This window comes from Dyella sp. SYSU CM1112 (assembly GCF_058216415.1).
In genome coordinates this window covers 1-26,365 of record NZ_JBZEGI010000020.1, presented here as the reverse complement: position 1 = coordinate 26,365, position 26,365 = coordinate 1, and the positions used below count along the sequence as shown (strand labels likewise).

Here is a 26,365-nt window from a genome sequence, read left to right as displayed (position 1 = left end):
TCACTCCCCAGCAGAAGACCACGGCTTCTCGAAACTATTCCACCGTAACGGACTTTGCCAAATTGCGTGGTTGATCCACATCAGTGCCGCGCAGTACGGCAACATGGTAGGCAAGCAATTGCAGTGGCACGGTGAATACGGCCGGAGCAATGAAATCGCCGCCGGCATCGATGCGTAGAATCGCGCCACGGGTGGCGTTGCCGTCAATATGCGCCGTGTTGTCGGCGAAGACGATCAATTCGCCGCCACGCGCACGCACTTCCTGCAGATTGGATTTGAGCTTGTCGAGCAACGGGCCATTAGGCGCAACGGCGACCACCGGCATGTCTTCGTCGACCAGTGCAAGCGGACCGTGTTTCAACTCGCCGGCAGGATAGGCTTCGGCGTGAATATAGGAAATTTCCTTGAGCTTGAGCGAACCTTCCAGTGCGACGGGGTAGTGCGCACCGCGACCGAGGAAAAGCGCATGGTGTCGATGCACGAAACGTTCGGCGAGTTCGATGACTTGCGGTTCCAGCTTCAGCGCATCGTCAATGGCGCGCGGCAAGCGATGCAGCTGTTCGCTGAGGTCGTTGTAGCGCTTTTCGTCCAGGCCTTGCTGCTTGGCCAGATGCAAGGTCAATAGCGCCAGCGCAGTGAGCTGGGTGGTGAATGCCTTGGTGGAAGCCACGCCGATTTCAGGACCGGCACGCGTCATCAGCTTGAGGTCCGCTTCGCGGACGACGGACGATTCCGGCACATTGCAGATCGCCAATGTGCCGAGATAACCGCGGCGGCGCGCTTCGCGCATGGCCGCAAGCGTGTCGGCCGTTTCGCCGGATTGCGAGATGGCGACAAATAGGGTGCCTTCTGGCACAACGGCTTCGCGGTAGCGGTATTCGCTGGCCACTTCCACGCTGACGGGGAGGCGTGCGTATTCTTCTATCCAGTAGCGAGCCACCATGCCGGCGTGATAGCTGGTGCCGCAGGCGATGATGTGGAGCCCCCGCACCTTCGCCAGCCGTTCGTCGCCATCGACGCCGAAGATGTTGGGCAATACGCCATGTGCGCCAAGGCGCGCTTCGAGCGTGTCCGCGACGGCACGTGGTTGCTCGAAGATCTCTTTTTGCATGTAGTGGCGATACTCGCCACGCTCGACGGCATCGGCAGACAACTCACTTTCATGGATGCCACGCGTAATCGGCTTGCCGTCAAGCGTATAGACCTGCACGCCCTCCCGGCTGATTTCGACGACATCGTCTTCTTCGAGATAAATGATTTTGTTGGTGACCTGGACCAGCGCCTGCGCATCCGATCCAAGGAAGTTCTCGCCGATGCCGACGCCGACGAGCAGCGGCGCACCACGGCGAGCACCGACCACGCGGCCTGGCGCATCGCGACTGATCACGGCAATGGCATAGGCACCTTCGAGTTCGCGAACGGTCGCCAGTACGGCTTCGCGTAGCGTCACGCCTTTGGAAAGATGTGCGTCGATCAAGGCCGCCATCACTTCGGTGTCGGTTTCGGAAGTGAAGGTGTAACCCTGTGTCTGCAAACTCGTACGCAGGGCCGCATAGTTTTCAATGATGCCGTTGTGTACGAGTGTGACGCTCCCGGCCATGTGCGGGTGTGCATTCACCTCGTTGGGTACGCCATGTGTCGCCCAACGGGTATGTGCAATGCCGGTACCCCCCGGAAAAGGATCGGCAAGATACAGCGCCTCCATCTCGCGGACCTTGCCCTTGGCACGCACGCGGCGTACCTGGCCACCTTCCAAGACGGCCAGACCAGCCGAATCGTAGCCACGGTATTCCAGTGCCTTGAGACCGGCGATCAGGAGCGGCGCGACGTCACGCTGAGCGGTGGCGGCAACGATTCCACACATAGCGGCATTTCCTAGTACAGATGGCGTGAAGGCGGCGACTTTGCCGGCCTGCCGTTTCGACAGGCTTTCGGGTTGAAGGTTCGGAGACGAGACGTGATGGAAAGGTGGCGAGGCGCAGGCCCGGACGCTTTACCTCTTTACACGCCATGGAGGTGCTGAGCGCACCTCGCTCCACCGTATTTCAATGCACCTTGCGCCGCAGGTAATTCAGCAGATCGATGCGCGTAATCAGCCCCATGAATTGCTCGCCATCCATCACGATGGCAACGTGGCCGCGCTCGAATACTGGCAGCAAGGCTTCTATCGACGAGCGCACGTCGAGCATCTGCAGGTCGCTGATCATGGCGGTGGCGACGCTATCGCGAAAGCGCACTTCATCGGCATGCACATGCATCAGCACATCCGATTCATCAAGAATGCCGACGATGCGAGTACCGTCCATGACGGGTAGCTGTGAGACGTCATACAGCTTCATGCGCGTGTAGGCAGTCATCAACAACTCCTTCGGACCTACCACCACGGTGTCTCGCTGCGCGAAGGGGCGCAGCAACAGATCACGCAAATCACCGTGCTGTCCGCGTTCAATGAAGCCGTTGTCGAGCATCCAGTAATCGTTGTACATCTTCGACAGGTATTTATTGCCGGTATCGCACACCAGCGTTACCACCCGCTTCGGCTCGCTCTGCTCGCGGCAGTATTTCAGCGCGGCGGACAGCAACGTACCGGTGGACGAGCCACCCAGCACACCTTCCTTGGCCAGCAGTTCGCGTGCCGCCAAAAAGCTTTCCTTGTCGGAAATGGCGTAGGCTTTTTTTACCCGTGAAAAATCGCTGATCGTGGGAAGAAAATCCTCACCGATACCCTCCACCATCCAGCTACCGGATTTAGTCGACAGCACACCCTCGTTGATGTACTGCGCGAGAATGGAGCCCACCGGATCAGCAAGTACGATTTCCGTGTGCGGGGATGCCTTGGCGAAGTATTGCGACAATCCCGTCATGGTGCCGGAAGATCCACAACCCACCACTACCGCATCCACCTTGCCATCCATCTGTTCGAGGATCTCGGGACCGGTGGTTTCGAAGTGCGCGCGCGGATTATCCGGATTGCCAAACTGGTTGATGAAATAGGCGTCGGGGGTTTCGCGCGCCAAGCGTTCGGCCATGTCCTGGTAGTACTCGGGATGGCCTTTGGCAACATCCGAGCGCGTGAGCACGACCTCGGCCCCCATGGCCTTGAGGTTGAAGATCTTTTCGCGACTCATCTTGTCGGGCACGACAAGAACAAGTCGATAGCCTTTCGCTTGCGCGACCAGCGCCAGCCCCAGGCCGGTATTGCCGGCAGTGCCTTCCACCAGGGTTGCTCCTGGCTTGATCTTGCCGGACTTCTCCGCGCCTTCGACCATGGAGAGGCCGATCCGGTCCTTGATCGATCCGCCGGGATTTGCGCTTTCCAGCTTGAGGAACAGTTCGCATCGCCCCGTGTCCAGGCGTTGGGCGCGCACCATGGGGGTGTTCCCGATCAGCTCAAGAACGCTCGCGTGGACCGACATGAAGACTCCGTGCAGATGGGCAATATGAGATATGAAAGCCAATCATAACGGGCGGGAGATAAATTGGGAGAAAGGAACGAAGCGTGACTGGGAAGCAAGGACGTCGCCGGCCGATATGGATTCCCTGGCGTGCAAAAAGCACCCCGTTCCCTTCGTTTTTCCGGCCATATCTTCCCCATAAAAAAACCCCGGCGGCGTTTTTCGCTCCGGGGTTTTTTATGGGGAACCAGCTAGTGAAGCTGATAGTGTTGAGCTTTATGTTCGTCCCACATGCGCTGCAGGCGTTCCTTGGTATATAGCTTTTCTTTCTTCATCGAACTGAGGGTCACGTCGTCGACAGGTAGAACGCCGATCTCGGCATTGTCCACCTTGCTGTTGAGTTCCGTGTGACGCTGGTACAGCCGACGAAACTCAGCGTCAGCTTTCATCAAGGCTTCGACAGCATCGCGCTGCTGGTCTTCGAACATGATCCAACCTCCTCGCAGTAAAACGGCAGGCGCTCTCGGAAAGCGCGCCCGCGGGCAAAAGCGAATCACGCGCATGACCAAAGCCCGCATCCCTGGTACAGGGAACGGGAAACAGGGTGTAGACGGGTATGCGCATGGTTCAGTCGGTAAGCCGCGGAGCAAAGGTCCGCAGCGACTTCGACCCTACTCCGCCCTCATAAGAGGCGCAAGAACCCCTCGGAAAGCGCATAAAAGCGAGATGAGTCGTCAAAAACCCGTAAATTGAGCAGCATAGGAAGAAGGGAAAACGTATCCGTTGAGGCAGCGCTACAGCTTGCGCAGCGGCTCTCCCCGCCATTAGAGCAATTGCCCCAGACCGTATGCGACAGGTCTGAGGCAAGCTCTCTGCCGTGGTTACTTCCCGTCAGAACCGCTGGGGGACTGGTTCTCCTGCATCTGCGAACGCAGCGCCTTGGCGGCTTTGGCGGCCAGCTCGGCTTGGCGCCGTGCAGCCTGGGCCACCCGGCTTTGCGCAGCAGCCAGCCTGCGAGCCTGATCGGCTTCAGCCCGTGCCTGGGCGGCTTGGTCGGCAGCTTCCTGGCCCTGCGCTTGCAGACGGGCCGTTTCCTGCTGAGCAAGCTGATATTGCATGCGCTGGATATCCAGCTGCTGTTGCGCGGCCGTGGCATCGATGCGGCTGCGCTCAAGCTGCAATTGGGCGTTTTCCTGATCCAGTTGGTTGAGCTTGCGCTGGGAAGCCTGCAATTGCGCCTCTGCCTTGGCTTGCTCGACGCGACGCTCGGCGATGTACAGTGCGTGCGGGCGCTCGTGGGAGCTGGCTTGCGCGAGCTGGTTGATGGCGTCGCGCGCCAGCGCTTGGTCGGCCTGGGCATAGGTGCCCAGCGCCGGGTCGGCGGCAAGCTGATTCAAGGAATTGTTAAGTCGGTCGACATCCATATCGTCCCTGCGCGCCTGAACGGCAGCGCTAGCAAACAAGGCCAGTAGCGATACAGCGATGATCGATGAAAAATGCTTGTTCATAGCTGACCTCCCTGGTTTTGCTGACCAGCGTCGGGCAATGTCTGGAAGCCCCCCTGTCCCGGTTGCGGATTGCCCAGCACCGATGAGGATGGCGCCGGCATTTCCTGCTGCACCGGCGCCTGGGGTGGCAACGGAGAACTGGCTGCTGGCGCCGGCGCAGAGGAGGACGAAGCGGGATTACCGTTGTCGCCGTCGTCCTGCCCTCCCGTCGGCTGCTGCATGGCAGCCTGCTGCGCCGCCAGCTGCGCCTTTTGCTGCTGGTAGTGCTGATCATTCTCGGCTTGCGCTTCCGCATTTTCGGAGCGTAAGCGACTGTTTGCGTCCATTTTGGACTGAATTTGGGCACGCGCTGCGGCAAGCTGCGACTTGGTGCGTGCAAGGGTGGCGTCCGCACTGGACTCGTCTGCCAGGTCCGCTGCTTGCGCATACTTACGGTCGGCCATGGCTACCTGCGCCTGCTGGAACTTGTCCTGCGCAAAGCCGAAGTCAACCGGATCGTAGTCCGCCGCGCCGGCATCGCGCGCGGCTTGCAATTGGGCCTGGGCCTGGTTCATCGCGCCGTCCGGTGGGGGGACGCTGGCGCAGCCGCCCAGGCTTAGCGACAACGCCAATAACAACGCTGGAGCCACCGCCGGGGCGCGTTTCTTACGCACCTTCAACGGGGAAAATATGTGCACCATCACTCATTCCTCTCGGAGTGTCACAGCGTATTGTGGGCAGGCACAATCCTTGAATGCAATGCGTAAAAATCTGGGGTCATTAAGGTGGATATCGGTTACTTCCTCAAGTTGATGGTGGACAAGGGCGCGTCGGACATGTTTCTGACGACCGGAGCCCCAGTGAACATCAAGGTCGAGGGCAAGCTGTACCCGCTCGGTAATACCGGGCTGCCCAGCGGCATGGTGAAAAAAATCGCCTATTCGCTGATGGACGAGGGACAAGTCCCGCAGTTCGAACGCGACCTCGAGCTCAATATGGCGCTGGCAGTGAAAGAGGCCGGGCGCTTTCGCATCAATGTGTTCAAGCAACGCGGTGAAGTAGGCATGGTGATCCGCGCCATCAAAAGCGAGATCCCCAGCGTCGAACAGCTGCAGCTGCCGCCGATCTTCCGCGACCTGATCATGGAGCCGCGTGGCCTGATCCTGGTGGTGGGCGCAACCGGCTCGGGCAAGTCGACCACCCTGGCGGCGATGCTGGATCATCGCAATAGTCATTCCTCGGGTCACATCCTGACCATCGAAGATCCGATCGAATACCTGCATCGCCACAAGAAATCGATCGTCAATCAGCGCGAAGTGGGGCTGGATACGCACACTTATCACGAAGCCCTGCGCAACGCGATGCGTGAGGCGCCGGACGTGATCATGATCGGCGAGATCCGCGATACCGATACGATGGAGGCGGCGATTTCCTTCTCCGAAACCGGACATCTGTGTCTGGCGACCTTGCATTCCAATAATGCCGACCAGACGCTGGAGCGCATCCTCAACTTCTTCCCCGAATCGGCCCATAAGAACGTGCTGATGAACCTCGCTTTGAACCTGCGCGCGGTGATCAGCCAGCGACTGGTTACCGGCAAGGACGGCCGGCGACTGCCCGCGGTGGAAGTACTGCTCAATACGCCCTTCATTCGCGACATGATCCGCCGTGGCCAGATCCACGAAGTGAAAGAAGCCATGGACCGCAGCTTGCAGGAAGGCATGCAAACCTTCGACCAGTCGCTCTACAAGCTGTACAAGGCCGGTCGCATCGAGCTGGAAGAAGCACTGGCCAAAGCGGATTCGCGCGACGGACTGGCGCTGAAGATCCGTCTATCGGAAGGCGGCAATGCCGAGACGGCAGAGCTGGCCGGCAATGACCCGTATGGGCTTGGCTTCTAGCGCGATGCTGTTTCTGTCCTGCCAGGCGCTAAGTTAGAGATCTGAAATATCGCCCCTTCGTGCCCAGGGAGGGGCGTGCACGCTGACAACTGGATATCGCTTGCGCAAGCGCCATGCGCCCCAAAACAAATCAGTGGGGCTTTGGCGCATCCGGCTGCTGCTCGGGCATAGCTTTACGAAACGCTTCCAGCTCTGCGCAGGCATCATCGATACGTAGAATGGTGGGGTAATCATCCAGTTGCACGTCCCAGCGCCTCGCGTTGTAGACCTGCGGAACCAGACATAGATCAGCCATGCTCGGCGTATCACCATGGCAATAACGCCCGGTGTGCTTGCTGCTGACCAGCATCTTTTCCAGCGCACGAAAACCACTGGCGACCCAGTGCTGCATCCACGTTTTCTTCTGCTCATCGTCAGCACCGAATTGCGCCCCGATCTGCTGCAGCACACGCAGGTTGCCAATTGGATGAATATCGCACGCGACTGCCTGCGCCAAAGCGCGCACGCGCGCTCGACCGGCCGCATCGGTCGGTAGCAAAACCGGCGTCGGATGAACTTCATCCAGGTATTCGATGATCGCCATGGACTGCGTGATCACGTTGTCTCCATCTATCAGGGTCGGCACCAGCTCTTGCGGATTGAGCGCCGTATAGGCAGGCATATGCTGCTCGCCACCCTCGCGCAGCAAATGCACCGCACGCGTCTCGTGACGCAAATCTTTCATATTCAGCGCAATACGAACGCGATAAGCGGCGCTGGAGCGCCAATAGCTGTAAAGAACGAGGTTCGAGGACATGGATCGCGCATTTCATGAGGGAGCAGAGCGCGAGTTTAAACCCGGGAACGTTTGCATCGCTGCGAGGGGGGCGGGACAATAAGCAGTTCCGGCCTCCGTGGCCGACTTCCTTAAGCTGCCAGGAGTTTTCCCGTGACCGTCACCCGCATGAGCGACCTCGATCTGCGCGGCAAGCGCGTGCTGATTCGCGAAGACTTGAACGTGCCGATCGAGAACGGGCATATCACCTCCACGCAGCGCCTCGACGCTTCCCTTCCGACGATCAAGGCGGCACGCGATGCCGGCGCCAAAGTCATGGTGATCTCGCATTTGGGACGTCCGAAAGAAGGGCAGTTCGATGCCGAGTCGTCACTGGCACCGGTGGCGAACTGGCTGAGCGAGAAGCTTGGCAAGCCCGTGCGCCTGATCGCCGACTATCTGGATGGTGTAGACGTCGCCGAAGGCGAAGTGGTGGTGCTGGAAAATTGCCGCATGAATGTCGGCGAGGGTAAGGACGATGAAACCTTGTCCAAGAAATATGCGGCACTCTGCGATGTATTCGTGATGGATGCCTTTGGCACCGCTCACCGCGCGCAAGCCTCCACGCATGGCGTCATCAAGTTCGCGCCTATCGCCGCTGCGGGTCCGCTGCTGTGTGCGGAACTCGATGCACTCGGCAAGGCGCTGGAGCATCCCGCCCATCCGCTGCTCGCTATCGTGGCCGGTTCCAAGGTTTCCACCAAGCTTACGTTGCTCGAGAACCTGATCGGCAAGGTGGATCAGCTGATTGTAGGCGGCGGCATCGCCAATACCTTTATTGCTGCCGCCGGGTATTCGGTCGGCAACTCACTGTACGAACCCGACCTGCTTTCCGCCGCCAAGAAAGTGCTTGCCGATGCCAAACGCCGTGGTGCTGACGTACCGATGCCGGTAGATGTTGTGGTGGCGCCGGAGTTCTCCGCGCATGCTCCGGCCACGGTGAAGTCGGTGGAGCAGGTGAAAGAAGGTGAGATGATTCTGGACATCGGCCCGGAAACCGCCAGGCAATACGCTGAATTGATCGCCAAGGCCGGCACGGTGGTATGGAACGGTCCGGTAGGTGTGTTCGAATTCGATGCCTTCGGCAAGGGCACCGAAGTGCTGGCGCATGCGATCGCCCATTCCAAAGCCTTCTCCATTGCCGGTGGCGGCGATACCCTGGCCGCCGTGGACAAGTACGGCATTGCTGACAAGGTGTCCTATATATCCACCGGGGGCGGCGCGTTCCTGGAATTCCTGGAAGGTAAGGAACTGCCGGCGGTAACGGCGCTCAAGGCGCGTGCGACGAAGTAATCGATGCTCTGCCTGTTCGATCTCGACGGCACGCTGATCGATTCCGAACCCGGCATCACTGCCTGTATCCGGCACGCCCTGGCCAGGCTGGGCGTGCCGGAGCCGGTGGAACTGCGCTCATGGATTGGACCGCCGTTGCGGCATAGCTTCGCGCCCTTGCTGGACCACGATGCCGTGCGTATTGAAGAAGCCGTCGCGCATTACCACGAGCGCTTTACCGCACTTGGCTGGCGCGAACATGCAGTCTATCCAGGCGTCGCAGACATGATCGCCAAGCTGCAGAGGGCGGGACACCAGCTTGCGGTAGTCACCAGCAAACCACACCGGCACGCCACCCCGATTATCGAAGCGCTGCCCTTCGGACATCATTTCCAGAAGCTTTACGGGCCCCACCCCTCCGACGCGCGCAGTGAAAAGGCGTCGATGATTGCTGCGGCGCTAGCGGATTTCGATGCCTCGTCACACAACACCATCATGGTCGGTGATCGCCGCTTTGATATTGAAGGCGCCGTCGCCAACAACGTGGCAGGCATCGGCGTGCTTTGGGGCTTCGGCAGCCGCGAAGAATTGGAAATGGCGGATGCCCGTGCCGTCATTGATCATCCCATGCATCTCGCGGACCTGTTGCAGCTTGGGTAACGCGTTTTCTTCAGAGCATCAGTGCTCGCCCCATCTCTTGCCGGTGCTCGGCCGCACGCGAAACGCCACGCTGATCCTTGGCCCGATCGGTCGCCGCTGCTTGGGAATGCCGTGGTCGTAGTGCAGTTGCGCATTCCATCCCATCAGCAACAGACTGCCTGCTTCGAGTTCCAGCTCGCACTTCAAATGCGGGGGCATCTTGCGCCGGATCACCATGGTACGGGTCGCCCCCAGTGACAGCAGCGCGATAGGTTGATGCGGCACCAGTTCATGCAATTTATCGTTATGCGGAGCCACGCTGTCATGCTCGTTGCGATAGCAATTGAGGCCGATGCTATTGAACGGTGCAGCGACCTGCTGCTGGACCGCCAGCAACGCATCACGCAACACCGCGGGCAATGCAGGATCAGCGATGGCGTAATGGCAATGCAGGCGCGGCACACCGATCAAACGTTCGTACATCATGCGCGAGCCTTCATGCCAATCGCCTTGTTCAAGCAGTGCGGCAAACCATGCGGAAGCCACGGAAGGTGAAATGACGCCTGGCTGATAGGTGATCGGCCCGGTTGAGTCGTCGGCAATCCTTTGCACGCCTGATTCAAAAAGTAAGGTTTGCATGACGCCGGCTTCGGATGGTTTTAATGAAAATCTCTTGAGCGTGCATCGAGATCAGCCAACATTCCGCTGAGATCGCGTAGCTTTCGCGCAATCAGATGATTTACCCCATCAGCCGCCTCCCAACGTCCTTCGATCGCTAGCAGGCGCGCTTCCAGATAAGGGCGTCGCTGGGTCTGCGCGATGTGGTTCCACACCACCACGTTCACGTGGCCGAATTCATCTTCAATAGTGATGAAGGTGACACCGCTAGCGGTCTGCGGTTGCTGGCGCTGAGTGACCAGCCCCACGGTGCGTACCGGTGAGGCATGCGGCCGTTTCTGCAGACTGCGCGAATCCAGATAGCGTTCGGCACGCAAGCGATCGCGCAACAGCCTTAACGGATGCGGCCCCAAGCTCAAGCCACTGTATGCGTAATCGGCAGTCATGTTTTCGATCGCCGTAGGCAGCGGTAACATGATGTCCTGCTCGCGTGGGCTGGCGCGACCGAACAATGGCAGTTGCGGCTCCACGCCAGAGGTATGCCATAACGCACGATGACGGTGTCCGGCCAGGCCGCGCAAGGCGCCTGCATCGGCGAGCAGATCCTGGTGCCGCGCATCCAGTTCGGCGCGCGTGCAAAGATCAACGATGTTGCGAAAAGGCGCTCTTTTTCGAGCAGCGGAAATACGTCCTGCCACCTTTTCACTGCAACCGCGCAGTTGGCGCAGCCCTAGCCTTAATGCCAGCCCGTCCTTGCTGCGCGGATCAGGCTCAAGCGTGCAATCCCAATCGCTGTAGCGAACGTCCACCGGACGCACATGGATGCCGTTACGTTGTGCATCCTGCACGATCTGGCTTGGGCCATAGAAACCCATTGGCTGCGCATTGAGTAGGGCGCAGGCAAAAGCGGCCGGTTCATGGCATTTCAGCCAACTGCTGGCGTAAGCGATATTGGCGAAACTGGCAGCATGGCTTTCCGGAAAACCGTAACTGCCAAAGCCCTTGATCTGGTCGAAGATCTGCTCAGCGAAAGCCGCGCTATAGCCACGCTGCAGCATGCCGGAGATAAGGCGCTCGTGATGTTTCTCCATCCCGCCGTGACGTTTCCACGCCGCCATGGCGCGACGCAGTTCATCGGCATCGCCTGCGCTATAACCGGCAGCCACCATGGCCAGCTTCATCACCTGCTCCTGGAACAACGGCACGCCCAGCGTGCGCGAAAGCACGGGACGCAAGTCTTCCGATGGATAGTTGACCGGATCTTCGCCACGCCTGCGCCGCAAATAGGGATGCACCATGTCGCCCTGGATTGGACCGGGCCGCACGATGGCGATCTGAATGACCAGGTCGTAATAGTTTGCCGGCTTGAGTCGCGGCAGCATTGCCATTTGCGCACGACTTTCGATCTGGAATACACCGATGGTTTCGGCACGCTGGATCATGTCGTACGTCGCATCATCGTCGGACTCGATCGTGGCAATGCTCAACGCTTTACCGCGATGTTGCTGCAGAAGATCGAAACACTTGCGCAGACAGGTCAGCATACCCAACGCCAGGCAATCGACCTTGAGCAAGCCCATAGTGTCCAGATCATCCTTGTCCCACTGGATGATGGTGCGATCGGCCATCGCTGCGTTTTCTACCGGCACCAATTCATGCAATGGCGCGTCATGAATTACGAAACCACCCACGTGCTGACTGAGATGGCGCGGCTTGTCGAGCAGTTGTATGGTCAACGCAATGAGTTTGCACATCAAAGGGGAAGCGGGATCGAAGCCCTGTTCGCGCAAGCGCTCACGCAAGGTTTCACCGCCGTTGCGCCAACCGAAGATACGACTCAGTTTGTCGACCTGATCGGCAGGCAAACCCAGAACTTTCGCCACATCCCGCACTGCACTCTTGGAGCGATAGCTGATCACCGTGGCGGCGATGGCGGCGCGTTCACGACCGTATTTGTTGTAGACGTATTGAATAACCTCTTCGCGCCGCTCGTGTTCGAAGTCGACATCAATATCAGGTGGTTCATCGCGTTCCACGGAAATGAAGCGCTCTACCAGCAATTCGACCTTGGCCGGATCGGCGTCGGTTATACCGAGCGTGAAACATACGATCGAATTGGCCGCCGAGCCGCGCCCCTGGCAAAGGATGCCCTGACTGCGCGCATGGTGCACGATATCGTGCACGGTAAGGAAAAACGCTTCGTAGCGCTTCTTCTCAATAAGCTGCAATTCGTGCTCGATCTTGATCCGGATATCGCCGGGCACGCCGTTCGGCCAGCGCCACGTCGCACCATCCATCACAAGCCGACGCAACCACTGAATGGCGTCATAGCCGTCAGGAACCAGTTCGGCGGGATAGCGGTACTGCAGATCATCTTTAAGCGAGAAGATGCAGCGTCGGGCAATACGCACGCTTTCGTCGAGCAGCGCTTGAGGATAAATCGCCTCCAGCGTGGCTCGCCGCCGAAGGTGGCGCTCACCGTTACGAAACAGCACGGCGCCGGCATCGGCCATGGTCACGTGATGACGAATCGCCGTCATCGTGTGCTGCAGCGGCAAGCGCTGACGCACATGCATATGCACATCGCCACTGGCCACGCATGGCAGCTGCAGCGCCTCGCCCAGTGCATTGAGTTCGGCCAGGCGTGCACGGTCATCGCCATCGCAATGCAATTCCACCGCCAGCCATGCACGATCACCAAAAATGTGTTTTACCCATGCGCCATGCTCGCGATCCGGTTTCCGCGCAGGAATCCACAGCGCGAGCGTTCCCGGAAGGCCAGCAGCCACATCCGCCTTCAACAGGTGATAACTACCTTTTTCGGAGGCTCTGCGCCCCTGCGTAATCAAACGGCACAGCGACACATAGCCTTGCTTGTTTTCCGCCAGCAAGGCCAGTTTCGGGCCATCGTGCAGTTGGATTTCCGTACCGACGATCAGTGGTACTTTGGTATCGCGGGAAGCCTCCCATGCGCGCACGATGCCGGCAAAGGAGCACTCGTCAGTGATCGCCAACGCGGCGTAACCACAGTCGTTGGCACGCTCGAATAGCTCGCGTGCACTGGATGCTCCGCGCTGGAATGAAAAATCCGACAGGCAATGCAATTCCGCGTAATCGGTCATGCGAACCATCCATGCAGCATCCAGCCACTTTGTTCACCAGCCGCGCAGAACACCCAGGCCCGCTGTCCTTGTGCCGTTTTCACAATGTAATAATCACGACGGATGGCATCGCCATCCCACCATCCGGTTTCCATCCGTTCGGGACCGGCAAGTATGTGGACTTCCCCGCGTAATGGAATCGGCCGCTCCAGCAGCCAGGTGGGACGTTCGTGCGGCTCGATGAAGCTCTCATCCTGCGTCGCGATGCGCTGCGAGCGCGCTGGCCGTGGATCGATCGTCGTGCCCCAGCGATAGACAGCACGATCACCGAGGCGCGCGCGCAAGCGCTCACGCAACTGCTCGAAAGGCAGCGCATTCGCGGGCCGCTCGTCGAACAGATCGCGACCTGCAGGTGTAAAGCCGGGTAGATCATCGGCGATCAGGCGCAGTGACAATACCGGCGCGGACCATGGCATCTGTTCCAAACGTCCCCGCGCTGCATCGAATAGCACATTGGCATCACGCTCGGATGAAAGCAGGCCTACTGGCACTCCGGTTGTAGCGCAATCGCGATGTTCCAGCTTGAGTACAAAACGCTGCACGCCACCATCGCGTCCGGAAAGAAAGGCCGCAAGGTCACCCATCATGCGTTTGAGTGGAAACATCAATGCGGCGACGTTTTCCACTTCATGCGAGAGCTCGATGCGCCAATCCACTGTTTGCGGAGGCACATACGACTCAAGCCCTGCCGGGGCCTCCCCCACCAGGCGCTGCATGGCGCGCAGCAATTCGGCACCGAAGCGTCGCTGCAGACCATCGCGTGGCATGCGCAGCAATTGCCCCAGGCAGCGAATGCCTATGCGCGTCAGCGTATCCATTGCATCCCTGGGCAAATAGCTTTTCTGCAGCGGCGTGGAATCGAGCACGCGTCGCATGGTTTCCTGCGTTGCGAGGGCCAGTCCATCGTTGATGTCGGCAAACACGTACGCGGCGTGCGGAGTCGGCGCGGCGGCCATGCGATGCCGAAATCCCAAGGCGGTGAAATCGTGGCGCAGCTTGCGCTCTATCTCCGGCCACTCACCCAGCAGACGTCGGCTGCGACCGATTTCCAGCACGATGGCATGCGGTAACAACGCTACTTGCGAACTGTAGCGATAGGCCACGCTCGCAAGAAAGCACTGCCAACGAATGGTCTCAGAGGGGTCGTAAGGAATGGTTTCGAATTGCGCCAATAACGCTTGCGCGGCCGTCAGTCGCTGCCCCACGTGCAAGCCTGCTGCTTGCGCGGATGCATTGGCGGCAATGATGCATCGCGCGTTCGCCGGACCGTCTACCAGGACGAGAGGGCTGTCATCAGCGCGACGGCGAAGGACACCATCCAGCGCCAAGTGCGGCAGGGTTATGCAGGCCCATAACATAGACGGCAACCATCGGCGCCTAAACTATCAAGGACTTCTCTCCCCTTTCGGAGGAGAGGTTTTCGCAGCGTGATCGCAGCTCTTCATACGGCAGCTGTTCTTGCCCATCGCTCCCGCGAAAGAGAGCAAGATGAGAAGGGATAGGGACGCGCCCGATGTTGAGAAGCGGAGAATCTATTTCTGTCTTTCGTTCAGGGGCGACACGGAGGTCTCGCTCCCCGGTACCGCGCACATCCATGGGCGCTTTCTGCGCATTGGCATGTGCCGGATGGATGGCAGGGCAACGGTGTTCCTCATCGCGCGCATTGCATGTCGCTGAGCCCGCTTTTTCATGTTCGAAAAGGATGGCCTGGACAGGCACATTGCCACCACGGCATTTACGCACCCAGATCGACGGTTGCGGCGATACGGTGAATTCCAGCCGCAAGGCGGCCGGCGAGGCATTGGCCAGGTGCCGGCTATCGCGAAAGACGAAGGCCAAGGCACGCCCGGTATCGGCCGCCACTTGCAAACGGCGCAGGCTGCGATCGTCCGCCTGCCGCGGCCACGCCAGTACGGCAGCGCAACTGCCGGAACGCAGGCACTGTTCGGCTGCCCACAACACATGCTTTTCATCCGTATCGACGATTTCCACATGCTGCAGGTTTACACCTTGCTGCCGCCAGCCCATGGCACAGGGCGCATAAGGTGGCGCGATCAGCATGACGGGGCGTTGGCCTTGCGTGAGCCGCGCAAGAGTCGGCAATACGAGCCGTAGTTCGCCAAGGCCATCGGCCGGCAACAGGATTTCCGTAAGCGATGCCTCAGGCCAGCCGCGGGCCGGCAATACAGCATCGAGCAGCGGCCAACCGGTGGGCTGTCCGTCTTCCGCCGGCATCGCCACCCGGCCACGCCAAACCTGTCGGGCGTCCAGCAGGCTCGACAAGGCCACCACCGCACCCATCAGGCGCCCCTCACCAGACCTGCGAATAGCCCTTCGATGGCAAAATCTTCCGTGGGATCGGGATCGATCGGCCGGTAGCCGGGACTGTTTGGCAGCAGGCGAATCACATCACCTTTCCAATACAAACGCTTGATGGTGAACCGCTCCCCGGAAACACGCGCCGCCACGACCTGGCCGTGCCTCGCCACCGGCGTGGCGTGCACTGCAACGAGATCGCCATCCAGAATGCCCTCATCACGCATGGAATCACCGATCACCCGCACCAGGTAATCCGGCCGCAGACGAAATAGCCAGCGCGATACGCGCAGACTGCGTTCCACACGTGAATCGGAAAAGATTGGCTCGCCCGCCGCGATGCGGCCAATCAAGGGCAAGTCCAGCGTATCGGCTGCGAGCGGATCCGCTTCTTGTACGAGTCGGATACCGCGCGTGCGGTTGGGTTCGATCACCAGCCGCCCTTTCGCTTCCAGCGAGCGCACATGCTTGAGCACCGCGCTGACGCTCGGAATGCCCATGGCCTGTCCGATTTCTTCCAGCGTAGGCGCGTCCCCACCTTCCTTCATGCGTTCGCGGATGAAGTCGAGGATATTGAATTGGCGACTGGTGAGTTGCAGGGTCATGGGCACATCTTTTCACCTTTTTAGGTGAAAAAGAAGTGCCACCCCGTGCCTCCGATTACGGCGCCCTTCCCTGCGGAACGCATAGCAGGGCGCCGTGCATGGGCAGGATCAGACCGGCTCGAGCCAGCCCCACTTGTCCTGGGTCTTGCCGTTGAACAGGCCGAAATAAAGTTCCTGCAGGCGGCGCGTGATACGGCCGGCCCTGCCACTACCGACCTGCTTGCCATCGATCTCACGGATCGGCGTGATTTCGGCGGCGGTGCCGCACATCAATACCTCATCGGCCAGGTAGAGGTATTCGCGCGGGATATCGCGTTCCACGACTTCAATCCCGTCTTCGCGCGCGAGTACTTTCAAGGTATCGCGCGTGATACCAGCAAGAATGGACGCACTGGCCGGCGTGGTGTGCAGCACACCATCGAAGACCAGGAACAGGTTTTCGCCCGCCCCCTCGCTAAGCAAACCGCCGGCGGCCAGGGCGATACCTTCACCGAAGCCGAGGCGGCGCGCTTCGCGTGCGATGAGTTGGCCGGAAAGATAGTTGCCGCCCGCTTTGGCACCCGCGGGAATAGTATTTGGTGCGAAACGCTGCCAGCTGGATACGCAAGCTGTGATGCCCACCTCCAGCGCTTCCGGACCGAGGTAAGGACCCATTGGCCACGCCGCCACGGCGACATCGATCGGCGTTTCGGCGGAAAGTCCAAAACCACCCAGGCCCCGATAGGCGACCGGACGCAAATAGGCCGCGGCGAAACCGTTCTTGCGAATCACTTCCCGACATGCGGCAGCCAATTCGTCCTGCGAATAGGGCAGCACCATGTCATAGATCTTGGCCGAGTGATAAAGGCGCTTCAGGTGGTCGGTGAGGCGGAAAATCGCGGCGCCTTCCGGCGTCACGTAACTGCGTATCCCTTCGAACACCGACGAACCGTAATGCAAGGCATGTGACATCACATGCGCGGTGGCTTCTTTCCACGGCTTGATTTCGCCGTTCTGCCAGATCCATTCGGGGTACTGCTGTGCCATGGGGGATCTCTCCGTTGGGGACCGCCCATGATAACGTGCCGAATCTTTCGACACCTTTCGTTTGACGCCCACACCCAGTGCGGCGTGGCCGCGTTGGGCATTATCTGAGCATGGTCAGGAACATGCTTTTATGAGCGGCAAATGCTGAGCGTTATGGCTGCAGCCACAAGCAACCGGAACGATGCACAACGCCGAAATGAGTTTCCTGGGCCGTGCCGCTGCCATCGTCCGACTCGGTTTGCACGGTCAAGGTTTCGTCATGCACGGGTATTGAAGAAGGCGATGCGGATAACGAAAGCTCGGATGCGGCTGTGCTGTCGTCATCCGAATCAGATGATGAGGGAGATCCGATTTTGACGCCGAGCAACGGGTGCGACATCAGACGACTGAAGAATTCGATATCGGTTACCACGGTCGCTTTCCCATCGCCGTTCCACAGCGTCAGCCCGGCAAGGCGATTGGGATTATGTGCAGCGAAAGCATCAACGATGGCTTGTTTGAGCTGTTTTAGATCCGTCGCACATAGCACTGCCGCGGGCGGTTGCGCGGGTTCAGCTGGTGCCTGCGCACTGGCCGCCGGTGCCGGCAATACGGGCGTGGCATTCACATCGGAGCATACGCGATCGGTAAACACCGGAATGCCATTCGCCCCTATGCAGTGGTGAATATCGCCTTGCGCATGAGCGGTACTAACCGACAAGAATAAGAGCAGCAGTAGCAGGACGACGGCGCGCATCCGGCAAGCATACCTGTCACTTGATGGATGCTTCGTGCATCCTGTCTCTTCTCTTCAGGGAACAGTTTGGGTCACAAGGTTTCCAGGGCTCGCAGCCTGATCGCTCAAGCCCCTGGAAGAAGACCGCGACTCGCATCAACGAAGCTGATCAAGCACAGCACGCGTCGCCTTTGCGCGGTTCAACGTGTAGAAGTGCAATCCTGGCGCACCGCCTTCCAGCAAACGCCGGCATAGCTGTGCCACGACCTCGGCGCCCATCGCACGAATGGATTCCACATCGTCGTAATACGCCTGCATGCGCTTGGCTATCCAGCGCGGAATTTCTGCGCCGCATGCATCCGAAAAACGCTTGAGCTGCGCGTAATTGGAAATGGGCATGATCCCCGGCACGACCGGTACCGACACTCCCATGCGGCGAACATCGTCGACGAACCGGAAGTAAGCATCCGCATTGAAGAAATATTGCGTGATCGCGCCATCGGCACCAGCATCGATCTTGGCCTTGAAATGACGCAGATCGGCCTGGGCGTCCTCCGCTTGCGGGTGCATTTCCGGATACGCGGCCACTTCGATATGGAAGTGATCGCCGCTATGTTCACGAATGAAGCGCACGAGTTCGGCGGCATAGCGGAAGTCGCCTGGCGTCGCCATGCCGGAAGGCAGATCGCCTCGCAGCGCCACGATGCGCCGATAGCCAGCAGCCCGATAGGCTTCGAGCAGGTCGGCGATCTCATGACGCGTACCACCCATGCAGGAGAGATGCGGTGCTACGTCCAGGCCGTGCTGTTGATGCAGCCGAGCCACCGTTTCGCTGGTGTAGCTCAGGGTAGAGCCACCCGCGCCGAAGGTCACCGATACGTACTGCGGATTCAGTGCCTTCAACTCCTTGGCTGTCTTGTCGAGCTGGGCACGCTGCTCGTCGGTCTTGGGCGGGAAGAATTCGAAGCTGATGGCCGGCATGGCAGGGGTCCTTGGCGTCAAGGCCACAGTATATATCTCTTATTCGGGATGAAGCGATATATAACCCCTTCACAGGAGCGTTTATCAGCTGCCATGCCGCTTTTGATCGGGTAAACGAATCCCGTTCGGGCTGACACTACGTATACCGGTCTGTCATCATCGACGGATTGTGTCGCCGCTGGCGGCCATCCGTTTAGCTTGTAGGGAGTGTCTGATGTCTTCTTCCAACGCGATCCGCCGCGACGTGGGGCCGTTTGCCCTCATGCTTACCGGCCTCGGCTCCATCATTGGTTCCGGCTGGTTGTTTGGGGCGTGGAAAGCGGCGGGCCTGGCTGGCCCCGGAGCAGTTTGGGCGTGGGTGCTAGGCGCGGCGATCATCATGACCATCGCACTTACTTATGCGGAGTTGGGTGCCATGTTTCCCGAATCCGGCGGCATGGTGCGCTATGGACACTATTCGCATGGATCCCTGGTGGGCTTCATTGCCGCATGGGCGAACTGGATCGCGATCGTATCGGTAATTCCGGTGGAGGCCGAAGCTTCCGTGCAATACATGGCATCCTGGCCATGGCAGTGGGCGCAAGACCTGTATCACGTCACGAACGGCCATGGTGAATTGAGCGTCACCGGACTCGCCATCGCAGCGGTATTGGTGATCATCTATTTCTTGCTCAACTTCTGGAGCGTGAGGCTGTTCGCCCATTCCAATACCGCCATCACCGTGTTCAAACTGGTGGTGCCTGCCGCCACAGGACTGGCGCTGATTGCCAGCGGTTTTCACACCGAGAACTTTTCCGTAGGTATTCACGGCGAAACACATGCAATCGACCTCGCTGCCGTACTCAATGCCGTGGCGACAGCCGGCATCGTCTTCAGCTTCAATGGCTTCCAAAGCCCGGTAAACTTGGCGGGCGAAGCGCGCCATCCAGGCAAGAGCATTCCCTTCGCCATAATCGGCTCGATTCTTCTAGCTACTGTTATCTACGTGATTCTGCAGGCGGCTTATATCGGCGCCGTACCGCGGGAGATGCTGGCCAAGACGGGTTGGCATGGCATTGACTTCCGCTCGCCGTTTGCCGAGCTGGCCATCATCGTCAATTTACATTGGCTCGCGATGCTGCTTTACGTCGATGCCTTTATCAGCCCGAGCGGTACCGGCATGACGTATACCGCCACCACGGCGCGCATGATCTACGGCATGGAACGTAACGGCACGCTACCGAAAATCCTCGGCCAAGTGCATCCAAAATGGGGAGTGCCGCGCCCTGCCATGTGGCTCAACCTGGCTGTCTCGTTTTTGTTCCTGTTCTTCTTTCGTGGGTGGGGAACGCTGGCGGCCGTGATCTCCGTTGCCACCATCATTTCTTATCTCACCGGTCCGGTGAGCGTAATGACCCTACGTCGTACCGCCACGGAGCTGCATCGTCCCTTGCGCATAGCCGGCCTGCCCGTGCTTGCCGGCGTGGCCTTCATCATGGCGACCGAACTGCTGTATTGGGCAAAGTGGCCGCTGACCGGGGAAATCATCCTGCTGATGGTCGTGGCGTTGCCGGTGTATCTCTACTATCAAGCCAAATCCGGCTGGCATGATTTCGGTCGGCAGTTGAAAGGTGCGTGCTGGCTGATGGTCTATCTGCCCACTGTTGCGATCCTGTCCTGGGCTGGAAGCACCACTTTTGGTGGTCGCGGCTACCTGCCTTACGGCATCGATCTTGCGGTTGTCGCCGCAGTCGGGCTTTTGTTTTACTTGTGGGGCGTTAAGTGCGGATGGCGTACTCCTTCGATAGAAGCGGCATGCGCTACCTCCCATCCCGACGCGGAAACCATACAAAACGCCGTGCCGGTTCTGAGCAAATAGCATCAGTGCTAGAGTCCCTCCTCATCGCACTTGTCCAGGGGAAGTGTCATGAGCGACAAAGGAAGAGGCGGCAAGCGAAAGACGCCCGAACCGTCATTAGAGAAGCCGCGCACGCGCAGCCGCACTGCTCAAACCACGCAATCCGCTAGCACGGCATTTCCCAGTTTGGGCGATATACCCCATCATTCGCTGGACGAGTCCCTTGCGCGTGCGCGTAAATCAGCCTTAGACCCTGCCAAGGGCGATGACCGGGTTACCAACGACCACCTCCGCGACTTCACCAGGCGATCGCTTTCACCGAAAGCAACCTCGGATTTCAAAAAACTGTTCACGCAGGCAGACGAACAGCGCAATAAGAAACAGCGAACGTCGTTCGCGACACTGCAAACCGTCAAGCATGGCGATGGTAAGACTGAATACCAGGCGTTCGGCATTATTGAACCCATCAGTGGCGTGCTCACCGGACGCACGCTGCAAACACCTTCAAAATCAGGTGATGGATTGTCTGGTGATGACGCTTCACATGCCATCCCCCTCAGCGGTGTTTCCAACCAGCACGTCGTCAACCAGCGCAGCATGGTCTTCCCGGAAAACAGCGTAGCCAACCGTGGCGGCGCGCGCGTGGTCGAAAGACTGGCCCTGTCTCAATCCGCTTCAGCGGACTTCGGCAACGTGGGCATGATTACACGCTGGACGGTGCCTCCCGGCAACGAGCGTCCCACGAGTGTTACCCGTGCCGTCCTGGAGCGAAGCAAGAGTGGCAATTCAATCGACCTCGTGTTTGGCGTTAGCCACGACAACAAAAAAACCTAACTGACGCCTATTGTTGGTTCTATCCCAGGGCGAGAATATCGCCCAGCAAGGCCTGGGCCGTGACTTCAGGACCCGCACCAGGCCCTTGAATGACCAGCGGCTGTGTGTGGTAGCGCGTCGTGGTCAACGCAAATTGATTGTCGGTTCCATAGAGGCGCGCAGCCGGATGAGTAGGCGCCACCTCCGTTAACCCGACACGGGCGCGACCACGCTGATTGAGTCGCGCCAGGAAACGCAGCACCTGGCCACGTGCACGCGCAGCCTCATGCAACGCCGCTAGTGGCTCATCCAATTCTTCTAGGCGCTCCAGGAATGCTTCAGTGGAGATGTCGCGCAGGCTTTCCGGCACCAAGTTTTCCACGACAACCTCATCCGTGCCGAGCGCAAAACCAGCGTTGCGCGCAAGAATGAGCAGCTTGCGTGCCACATCCTCGCCGGAAAGATCTGCCCGTGGATCAGGTTCGGTGTAGCCTTGCTTGCGCGCTTCGCGCAGAAGTGCCGAGAACGGACGGCTGCCGTCATACTGATTGAACAGATAGGAAAGCGATCCAGAGAAGACGCCTTCCAAAGTGAGCAAGCTGTCGCCGCAATCGCACAGGCGACGCAACGTGGAGAGCACAGGCAAGCCTGCGCCTACCGTTGCCGAGTCGCCGTAACGGCCGCCTGCTGCACGCGCTGCCTGCAGTGCACGCCAGCCGGAAAGATGGCCTCCAGCCAGTGATTTGTTGGCGGTAACGACGTGATAGCCACGAGCCAGCCAGTCGGCATGACGTGATGCCAGCTCAGCCGATGCTGTGGCGTCAACGATGACTTTCAATGTTGCCTGGTGTGCGTCAAGTGCCGATAACAGTGCTGTATCGTCGCGTGGAGTCCCTTCGCGCTTCAGCCGATCACGCAGATCACGGGCTGCGAGTTGAGCAGGCTCTGTCTGCTGCCGGCGTGAATTCGCAGCGGCCACCAGATGCAATCGTTTTGCCACCGGTGTACACAGCAGTTTGAGAAAAGCACCTCCTACAACACCGGTGCCAAGCAACACCAGGGCCACGTCCGGTGCTGCTACCACTGTCTTAGGTACCGCGGCCTCGACCAGCACTGCACTCATGCGATCACCCGGCGTTTCGATGCATTGTCGGTTACCGCTTGAGCACGTTGGAGCGCTTGGTCGAGATCACTGAGCAAGTCATCACCGTCTTCAATGCCAATCGACAAGCGCAGCAGCGTATCCGCAATGCCTGCGGCGTGCCTGGCTTCCGCAGCCATCGCCGCATGCGTCATTGAGGCAGGATGAGCAATCAAACTCTCTACGCCCCCTAGCGATTCGGCCAGAGAGAAATACTGCAGACCATCGACGAAGGCCTCAATCTGCGCAACATCGCCTTGTAGTTCAAAGCTCAGCATGCCGCCGAAACCTTGCTGTTGGCGAGCAGCCAGCGCATGGCCCGCGTGATGCTGCAGGCCGGGGTAATACACCTTGCGTACCGCATCATGACCGTCCAGGAAAGCAGCTATGCGTTGCGCATTTTCCTGGTGCTGACGAAGGCGAACACCCAGTGTCCGTAGCCCGCGCAAGGTGAGAAAACTATCGAAAGGCGCGCCGGTAAGGCCGTTGCAATTGCCCCACCATTTCAACTGTTCTGCAACAGCAGCATCGCGTGCAACCACAGCACCGCCAACGACGTCACTATGACCGTTGATGTACTTGGTGGTCGAATGCACAACGATATCTGCGCCCAGTACAAGCGGCTGCTGCAATGCAGGTGACAGGAATGTGTTGTCTACCACTACCAAAGCGCCCACGGCATGCGCGGCTTGCGATACGTGGCGGATGTCGGTAATGCGCAGCAGCGGGTTCGATGGCGTTTCTACCCATACCAACGCCGGCTTGGCGGTCAGGCCTTCGACCAGTGCATGGTTGTCAGTGAGATCAACAAAGCGAACGCTGAAACGTCCTTTTCTGGCCCACGCATCCAGCAGACGCCAGGTGCCACCATAACAATCATGTGCGGCAAGTACAGTGGCTCCCGGGGGAACCAGTTCAAGTGCCAAAGCGACTGCGGCCATGCCGCTTGCAGTCACTACCGCACTCACGCCTTGCTCAAGCTCTGCCAATGCATTGCCGAGCAGATCCCGCGTAGGATTCCCGCTGCGGGAATAGTCATAGGGACGCTTACCACCCAGACCAGTGAAGCTGTAGTTGGTGGACAAGTGCAACGCAGGCACGATGGCACCATGTTGCGTATCGGATTCGATGCCTGCGCGTACGGCACGGGTGCTTGAGGCAGTTTCCTTAGTGATATCAGCACACATGACTCAGACTCCGCGACGACAGGGAACGACTTGGCGCAACAACGGCGCCAATTGGTGAGCCTCTTTCAAAAAGGCATCGTGACCATAAGGAGAATCGATGACTTCCAGCGTGGCAGGACCGCGCAAGCGACGCTGCAATTCGCACAGATCTGCCAGCGGCACCAGGCGATCGGACGGAAAACCGATCAAGGTCGCAGGCGTAATCACCGATTCCGGCGTAACTTCATGGAGATCAATTGATTCGGATAGCGCAAGGAACCGCTCAAGATCGAAACGCTCGACAAAGCGTCGTCCTGCGTGCTCGAGATAATCCTCGACCGGGAAGTGGAAACGCCCATCACGATAGTCAGGCGCACTTGCGAAGCGACGCGCAAATTCTTCATTGCCACGGTAAGTAGTCATTGCCAGCTGACGGGCCAGTGAGAGCGCTTGTTCAATCTGACCAGTCTCCAGGCCAAGCCGAAGAATCTGCCGCTGGATGGCGCGCTGCGCGGTCGCCATCGGGTGAGCGCGATGTGCGCCCGCAAGTAATACCAGCTTATCCACCTTGTCCGGATGGCGTGCGGCAAAGGCAAGTGCAGTCATCGCGCCATAAGAAGAACCTATGAACGCTGCGACACGACCGATACCCAACGCATCAACTAGCGCGGCCAACGCGTCGGCCTGATCTTCGCTGGAAATAGCACGCGGCCGCTGCTCAAAGTCCTCAGGGATCAACCACTCAATGCTGAGCACGCGATACTGCGCCAAATCGATCGCTTGATCATGTCCTACCAGTTCAGACCACCAACCCGGCTTACCCGCGTCGGAGTTCGCAACATGCCTGTCTGCAGAGATGCCGCCCTGCACAATGATCGTGGGCGCACCCGGTGCTCCTGTCCATTGATAGCGCACGTCGACGTAACTCGGAGCACTGCCATATTTCGGTTGCATCGACAGATGCCGAGAGCTGTGTTGTTCAGTAAGCGCGACGAGCGAATGCAGAGGCACGACCACGGCGGTGGGGCGATCGTCACGTGAGGAATTGGCGAGGTATGGCATCTTGGTTCTCCATATGCATCGCCCCCGCGGAGAACCTTAGAAGAGCTGTCGCCGAATCAATCATGCCATGCATGGATTGACGACATCCCATCTACCGGTCAGCGCCCTAGCGCCCCGCAGGAGTTGGCACCGTTGCAGGGATTAAATCCTGCAGGTTGCCCCGGCTTCAAAGGGCCTGTCCCTCAGCCGGTCTCGATGAGTGGAATTGACTATACAGATGCCATTTTTTATCGTCAATGGACGTTTAGACGTCTAAACGTAAAAACGGTCTCAAACGCCTTCTGTTTTCGACCATATGCGCAATAGCCATATGCGCTATTCTTGGCTGATTGGCTCTTAGCGGCGACCCTTCTCATGCCTATCAAACCCGACCTTTCCTCGGCCATTGGGCGGACGCCCTTGGTTCGGCTGCGTCACGCATCCGACCTGACCAAGTGCGAGATTCTCGGCAAGGCCGAATTTCTTAATCCTGGCGGGTCAATCAAGGACCGCACAGCGCTCGGGCTGATTCTTGATGCGGAACGGCGAGGGTTGCTACACCCCGGTAGCACGATTGTCGAAGGAACGGCAGGAAATACAGGGATTGGGCTTACCCTGATCGGAACGAGCCGGGGTTATCGATCAGTGATTTTTATGCCAGCGACACAAAGCCGGGAGAAAATTGATGCCCTGCGTGTCGCTGGCGCAGATGTGCGCCTTGTGCCAGCGGTCCCTTTCAAAGACCCTCGGCACTACGTTCACACTGCACGTGCGTATTGTGAAAGCCTCAATGAGAAAGCGCCCGGCAATGCATGGTTTGCGAACCAGTTCGACAATACGGCCAACCGTGACTGGCATGAGACCACTACGGCGATCGAAATATGGGAGCAGACTGGCGGTAGCGTAGATGGATTCGTGTGCTCTGCCGGCACGGGCGGTACGCTTGCCGGTGTAGCCCGGGCTCTAAAAACCCGTAAGGAGAAAGTCGTTATTGCTCTTTCCGACCCCACCGGTTCGGCATTGGCGAATTACATCAATCGGGGCGAATTGGTCGCAGAGGGTAGCTCGATCAGCGAGGGCATTGGGTCCAGTCGCGTCACGATGAATTTTCAAGGCGCGCCTATCGACATGGCCTGGTCGATCCCGGATCAGGAATCCGTTCCGCTGCTGCATCGGTTGCTGCGCGAGGAAGGCTGGTGCGTGGGTGGCTCAAGTGGCGTCAATCTGGCGGGAGCGATACGCCTCGCTCAAGCCCTCGGACCTGGGCACACGGTCGTAACGGTGCTGGCTGACGCAGGGACACGTTATCAGGCGAAATTGTTCAACCCGGACTTTCTGCGCACCCAGGGACTTGCGGTACCGTCGTGGCTGAGTGGCGTGGGTTCTGGGTGACCGGTGGAGGCGGTGACCTGCCGTGTCTGCGTTGTCCCCAGTGCT

22 protein-coding genes, 1 pseudogene and 1 riboswitch are annotated in these 26,365 nt (G+C 59.1%); of the genes and pseudogenes, 6 read left to right on the top strand and 17 right to left on the bottom strand.

The features are described 5' to 3' along the window. Positions 1-34 precede the first annotated feature (34 nt). The 5 genes from glmS to AC4HNJ_RS19930 all read right to left on the bottom strand — a co-directional run bounded on the left by glmS (position 35) and on the right by AC4HNJ_RS19930 (position 5,583). Positions 35-1,864, bottom strand: a complete 1,830-nt coding sequence (gene glmS / locus AC4HNJ_RS19950; protein ID WP_490481363.1) for a glutamine--fructose-6-phosphate transaminase (isomerizing) — start codon at positions 1,862-1,864, stop codon at positions 35-37. Between the two features lie 181 nt (positions 1,865-2,045). Then, positions 2,046-3,416 (bottom strand): pyridoxal-phosphate dependent enzyme, encoded by a 1,371-nt coding sequence (locus AC4HNJ_RS19945; protein ID WP_490481362.1) that lies wholly within the window; start codon positions 3,414-3,416, stop codon positions 2,046-2,048. Between the two features lie 230 nt (positions 3,417-3,646). Continuing rightward, complete coding sequence (locus AC4HNJ_RS19940) at positions 3,647-3,883, bottom strand: HP1242/YdcH family protein (RefSeq protein WP_490481361.1); 237 nt, start codon at positions 3,881-3,883, stop codon at positions 3,647-3,649. A 393-nt stretch (positions 3,884-4,276) separates the two neighbouring features. Next, the gene (locus tag AC4HNJ_RS19935) at positions 4,277-4,903 is read right to left on the bottom strand and encodes a hypothetical protein (RefSeq protein WP_490481360.1); all 627 of its coding nucleotides are present in this window, start codon (positions 4,901-4,903) and stop codon (positions 4,277-4,279) included. After that, complete coding sequence (locus AC4HNJ_RS19930; protein WP_490481359.1) at positions 4,900-5,583, bottom strand: DUF4398 domain-containing protein; 684 nt, start codon at positions 5,581-5,583, stop codon at positions 4,900-4,902. The genes AC4HNJ_RS19935 and AC4HNJ_RS19930 overlap by 4 nt, the downstream gene beginning before the upstream one ends. Before the next feature lie 84 nt (positions 5,584-5,667). On the opposite strand from AC4HNJ_RS19930, the gene AC4HNJ_RS19925 reads away from it, so the two are divergent. Beyond that, a complete protein-coding gene (locus AC4HNJ_RS19925; protein WP_490481358.1) occupies positions 5,668-6,783 on the top strand; it encodes a PilT/PilU family type 4a pilus ATPase in 1,116 nt (371 codons plus the stop codon). Between the two features lie 130 nt (positions 6,784-6,913). Here AC4HNJ_RS19925 and maiA read toward each other — a convergent pair whose 3' ends face one another. Continuing rightward, positions 6,914-7,579 carry a maleylacetoacetate isomerase gene (maiA, locus tag AC4HNJ_RS19920; protein ID WP_490481357.1) on the bottom strand — a complete coding sequence of 222 codons (666 nt, stop codon included), beginning with the start codon at positions 7,577-7,579 and terminating at the stop codon, positions 6,914-6,916. 147 nt (positions 7,580-7,726) lie between these two features. Between maiA and AC4HNJ_RS19915 the strand changes: the two genes are divergently transcribed. Next, positions 7,727-8,890 carry a phosphoglycerate kinase gene (locus AC4HNJ_RS19915; RefSeq protein WP_490481389.1) on the top strand — a complete coding sequence of 388 codons (1,164 nt, stop codon included), beginning with the start codon at positions 7,727-7,729 and terminating at the stop codon, positions 8,888-8,890. A 3-nt stretch (positions 8,891-8,893) separates the two neighbouring features. After that, on the top strand, positions 8,894-9,529 hold the full coding sequence (locus AC4HNJ_RS19910) for an HAD hydrolase-like protein (protein WP_490481356.1): 636 nt from the start codon (positions 8,894-8,896) through the stop codon (positions 9,527-9,529). An 18-nt stretch (positions 9,530-9,547) separates the two neighbouring features. On the opposite strand, the gene AC4HNJ_RS19905 is transcribed toward AC4HNJ_RS19910, so the two are convergent. From AC4HNJ_RS19905 to metF, 8 genes and pseudogenes are all read right to left on the bottom strand, one after another. Then, the gene (locus AC4HNJ_RS19905) at positions 9,548-10,147 is read right to left on the bottom strand and encodes an alpha-ketoglutarate-dependent dioxygenase AlkB (RefSeq protein ID WP_490481355.1); all 600 of its coding nucleotides are present in this window, start codon (positions 10,145-10,147) and stop codon (positions 9,548-9,550) included. A 20-nt stretch (positions 10,148-10,167) separates the two neighbouring features. Beyond that, on the bottom strand, positions 10,168-13,248 hold the full coding sequence (locus AC4HNJ_RS19900) for an error-prone DNA polymerase (RefSeq protein ID WP_490481354.1): 3,081 nt from the start codon (positions 13,246-13,248) through the stop codon (positions 10,168-10,170). Then, positions 13,245-14,645: a Y-family DNA polymerase gene (locus AC4HNJ_RS19895; RefSeq protein ID WP_490481353.1), complete on the bottom strand. Its 1,401-nt coding sequence runs from the start codon at positions 14,643-14,645 to the stop codon at positions 13,245-13,247. Before AC4HNJ_RS19895 ends, AC4HNJ_RS19900 begins: the two co-directional genes overlap by 4 nt. A gap of 343 nt (positions 14,646-14,988) precedes the next feature. Then, a pseudogene (gene imuA, locus AC4HNJ_RS19890) lies at positions 14,989-15,588 on the bottom strand (translesion DNA synthesis-associated protein ImuA); the annotation flags it as partial. Further along, positions 15,588-16,208 carry a transcriptional repressor LexA gene (gene lexA / locus AC4HNJ_RS19885; protein WP_490481352.1) on the bottom strand — a complete coding sequence of 207 codons (621 nt, stop codon included), beginning with the start codon at positions 16,206-16,208 and terminating at the stop codon, positions 15,588-15,590. The gene lexA and the pseudogene imuA, both read right to left, overlap by 1 nt. A 108-nt stretch (positions 16,209-16,316) precedes the next feature. Then, positions 16,317-17,234 (bottom strand): branched-chain amino acid transaminase, encoded by a 918-nt coding sequence (locus AC4HNJ_RS19880; protein WP_490481351.1) that lies wholly within the window; start codon positions 17,232-17,234, stop codon positions 16,317-16,319. Positions 17,235-17,385: 151 nt separating this feature from the next. Next, positions 17,386-17,970: a DUF4124 domain-containing protein gene (locus tag AC4HNJ_RS19875; RefSeq protein WP_490481350.1), complete on the bottom strand. Its 585-nt coding sequence runs from the start codon at positions 17,968-17,970 to the stop codon at positions 17,386-17,388. Positions 17,971-18,105: 135 nt separating this feature from the next. Beyond that, a complete protein-coding gene (metF, locus tag AC4HNJ_RS19870; RefSeq protein ID WP_490481349.1) occupies positions 18,106-18,930 on the bottom strand; it encodes a methylenetetrahydrofolate reductase [NAD(P)H] in 825 nt (274 codons plus the stop codon). Positions 18,931-19,144: 214 nt separating this feature from the next. On the opposite strand from metF, the gene AC4HNJ_RS19865 reads away from it, so the two are divergent. Together AC4HNJ_RS19865 and AC4HNJ_RS19860 are read left to right on the top strand one after the other, a co-directional pair. Next, positions 19,145-20,788: an APC family permease gene (locus AC4HNJ_RS19865; protein WP_490481348.1), complete on the top strand. Its 1,644-nt coding sequence runs from the start codon at positions 19,145-19,147 to the stop codon at positions 20,786-20,788. 48 nt (positions 20,789-20,836) lie between these two features. Next, positions 20,837-21,601: a hypothetical protein gene (locus tag AC4HNJ_RS19860; RefSeq protein WP_490481347.1), complete on the top strand. Its 765-nt coding sequence runs from the start codon at positions 20,837-20,839 to the stop codon at positions 21,599-21,601. A 19-nt stretch (positions 21,602-21,620) separates the two neighbouring features. Here AC4HNJ_RS19860 and AC4HNJ_RS19855 read toward each other — a convergent pair whose 3' ends face one another. Genes AC4HNJ_RS19855 through metX form a run of 3 tightly spaced genes read right to left on the bottom strand, consistent with a single transcriptional unit; the run spans position 21,621 to position 24,949 of the window. Continuing rightward, positions 21,621-22,703 carry a homoserine dehydrogenase family protein gene (locus AC4HNJ_RS19855; RefSeq protein WP_490481346.1) on the bottom strand — a complete coding sequence of 361 codons (1,083 nt, stop codon included), beginning with the start codon at positions 22,701-22,703 and terminating at the stop codon, positions 21,621-21,623. Beyond that, positions 22,700-23,908, bottom strand: coding sequence for a cystathionine gamma-synthase (gene metB / locus AC4HNJ_RS19850; RefSeq protein ID WP_490481345.1), 1,209 nt, complete (start codon positions 23,906-23,908; stop codon positions 22,700-22,702). The genes AC4HNJ_RS19855 and metB overlap by 4 nt, the downstream gene beginning before the upstream one ends. A gap of 3 nt (positions 23,909-23,911) precedes the next feature. Further along, positions 23,912-24,949: a homoserine O-succinyltransferase MetX gene (gene metX, locus AC4HNJ_RS19845; RefSeq protein WP_490481344.1), complete on the bottom strand. Its 1,038-nt coding sequence runs from the start codon at positions 24,947-24,949 to the stop codon at positions 23,912-23,914. An 84-nt stretch (positions 24,950-25,033) separates the two neighbouring features. Continuing rightward, positions 25,034-25,151: riboswitch (SAM riboswitch) on the bottom strand. A gap of 152 nt (positions 25,152-25,303) precedes the next feature. Between metX and AC4HNJ_RS19840 the strand changes: the two genes are divergently transcribed. Then, positions 25,304-26,320, top strand: coding sequence for a cysteine synthase A (locus AC4HNJ_RS19840; RefSeq protein WP_490481343.1), 1,017 nt, complete (start codon positions 25,304-25,306; stop codon positions 26,318-26,320). The last annotated feature ends 45 nt before the right edge of the window (positions 26,321-26,365 follow it).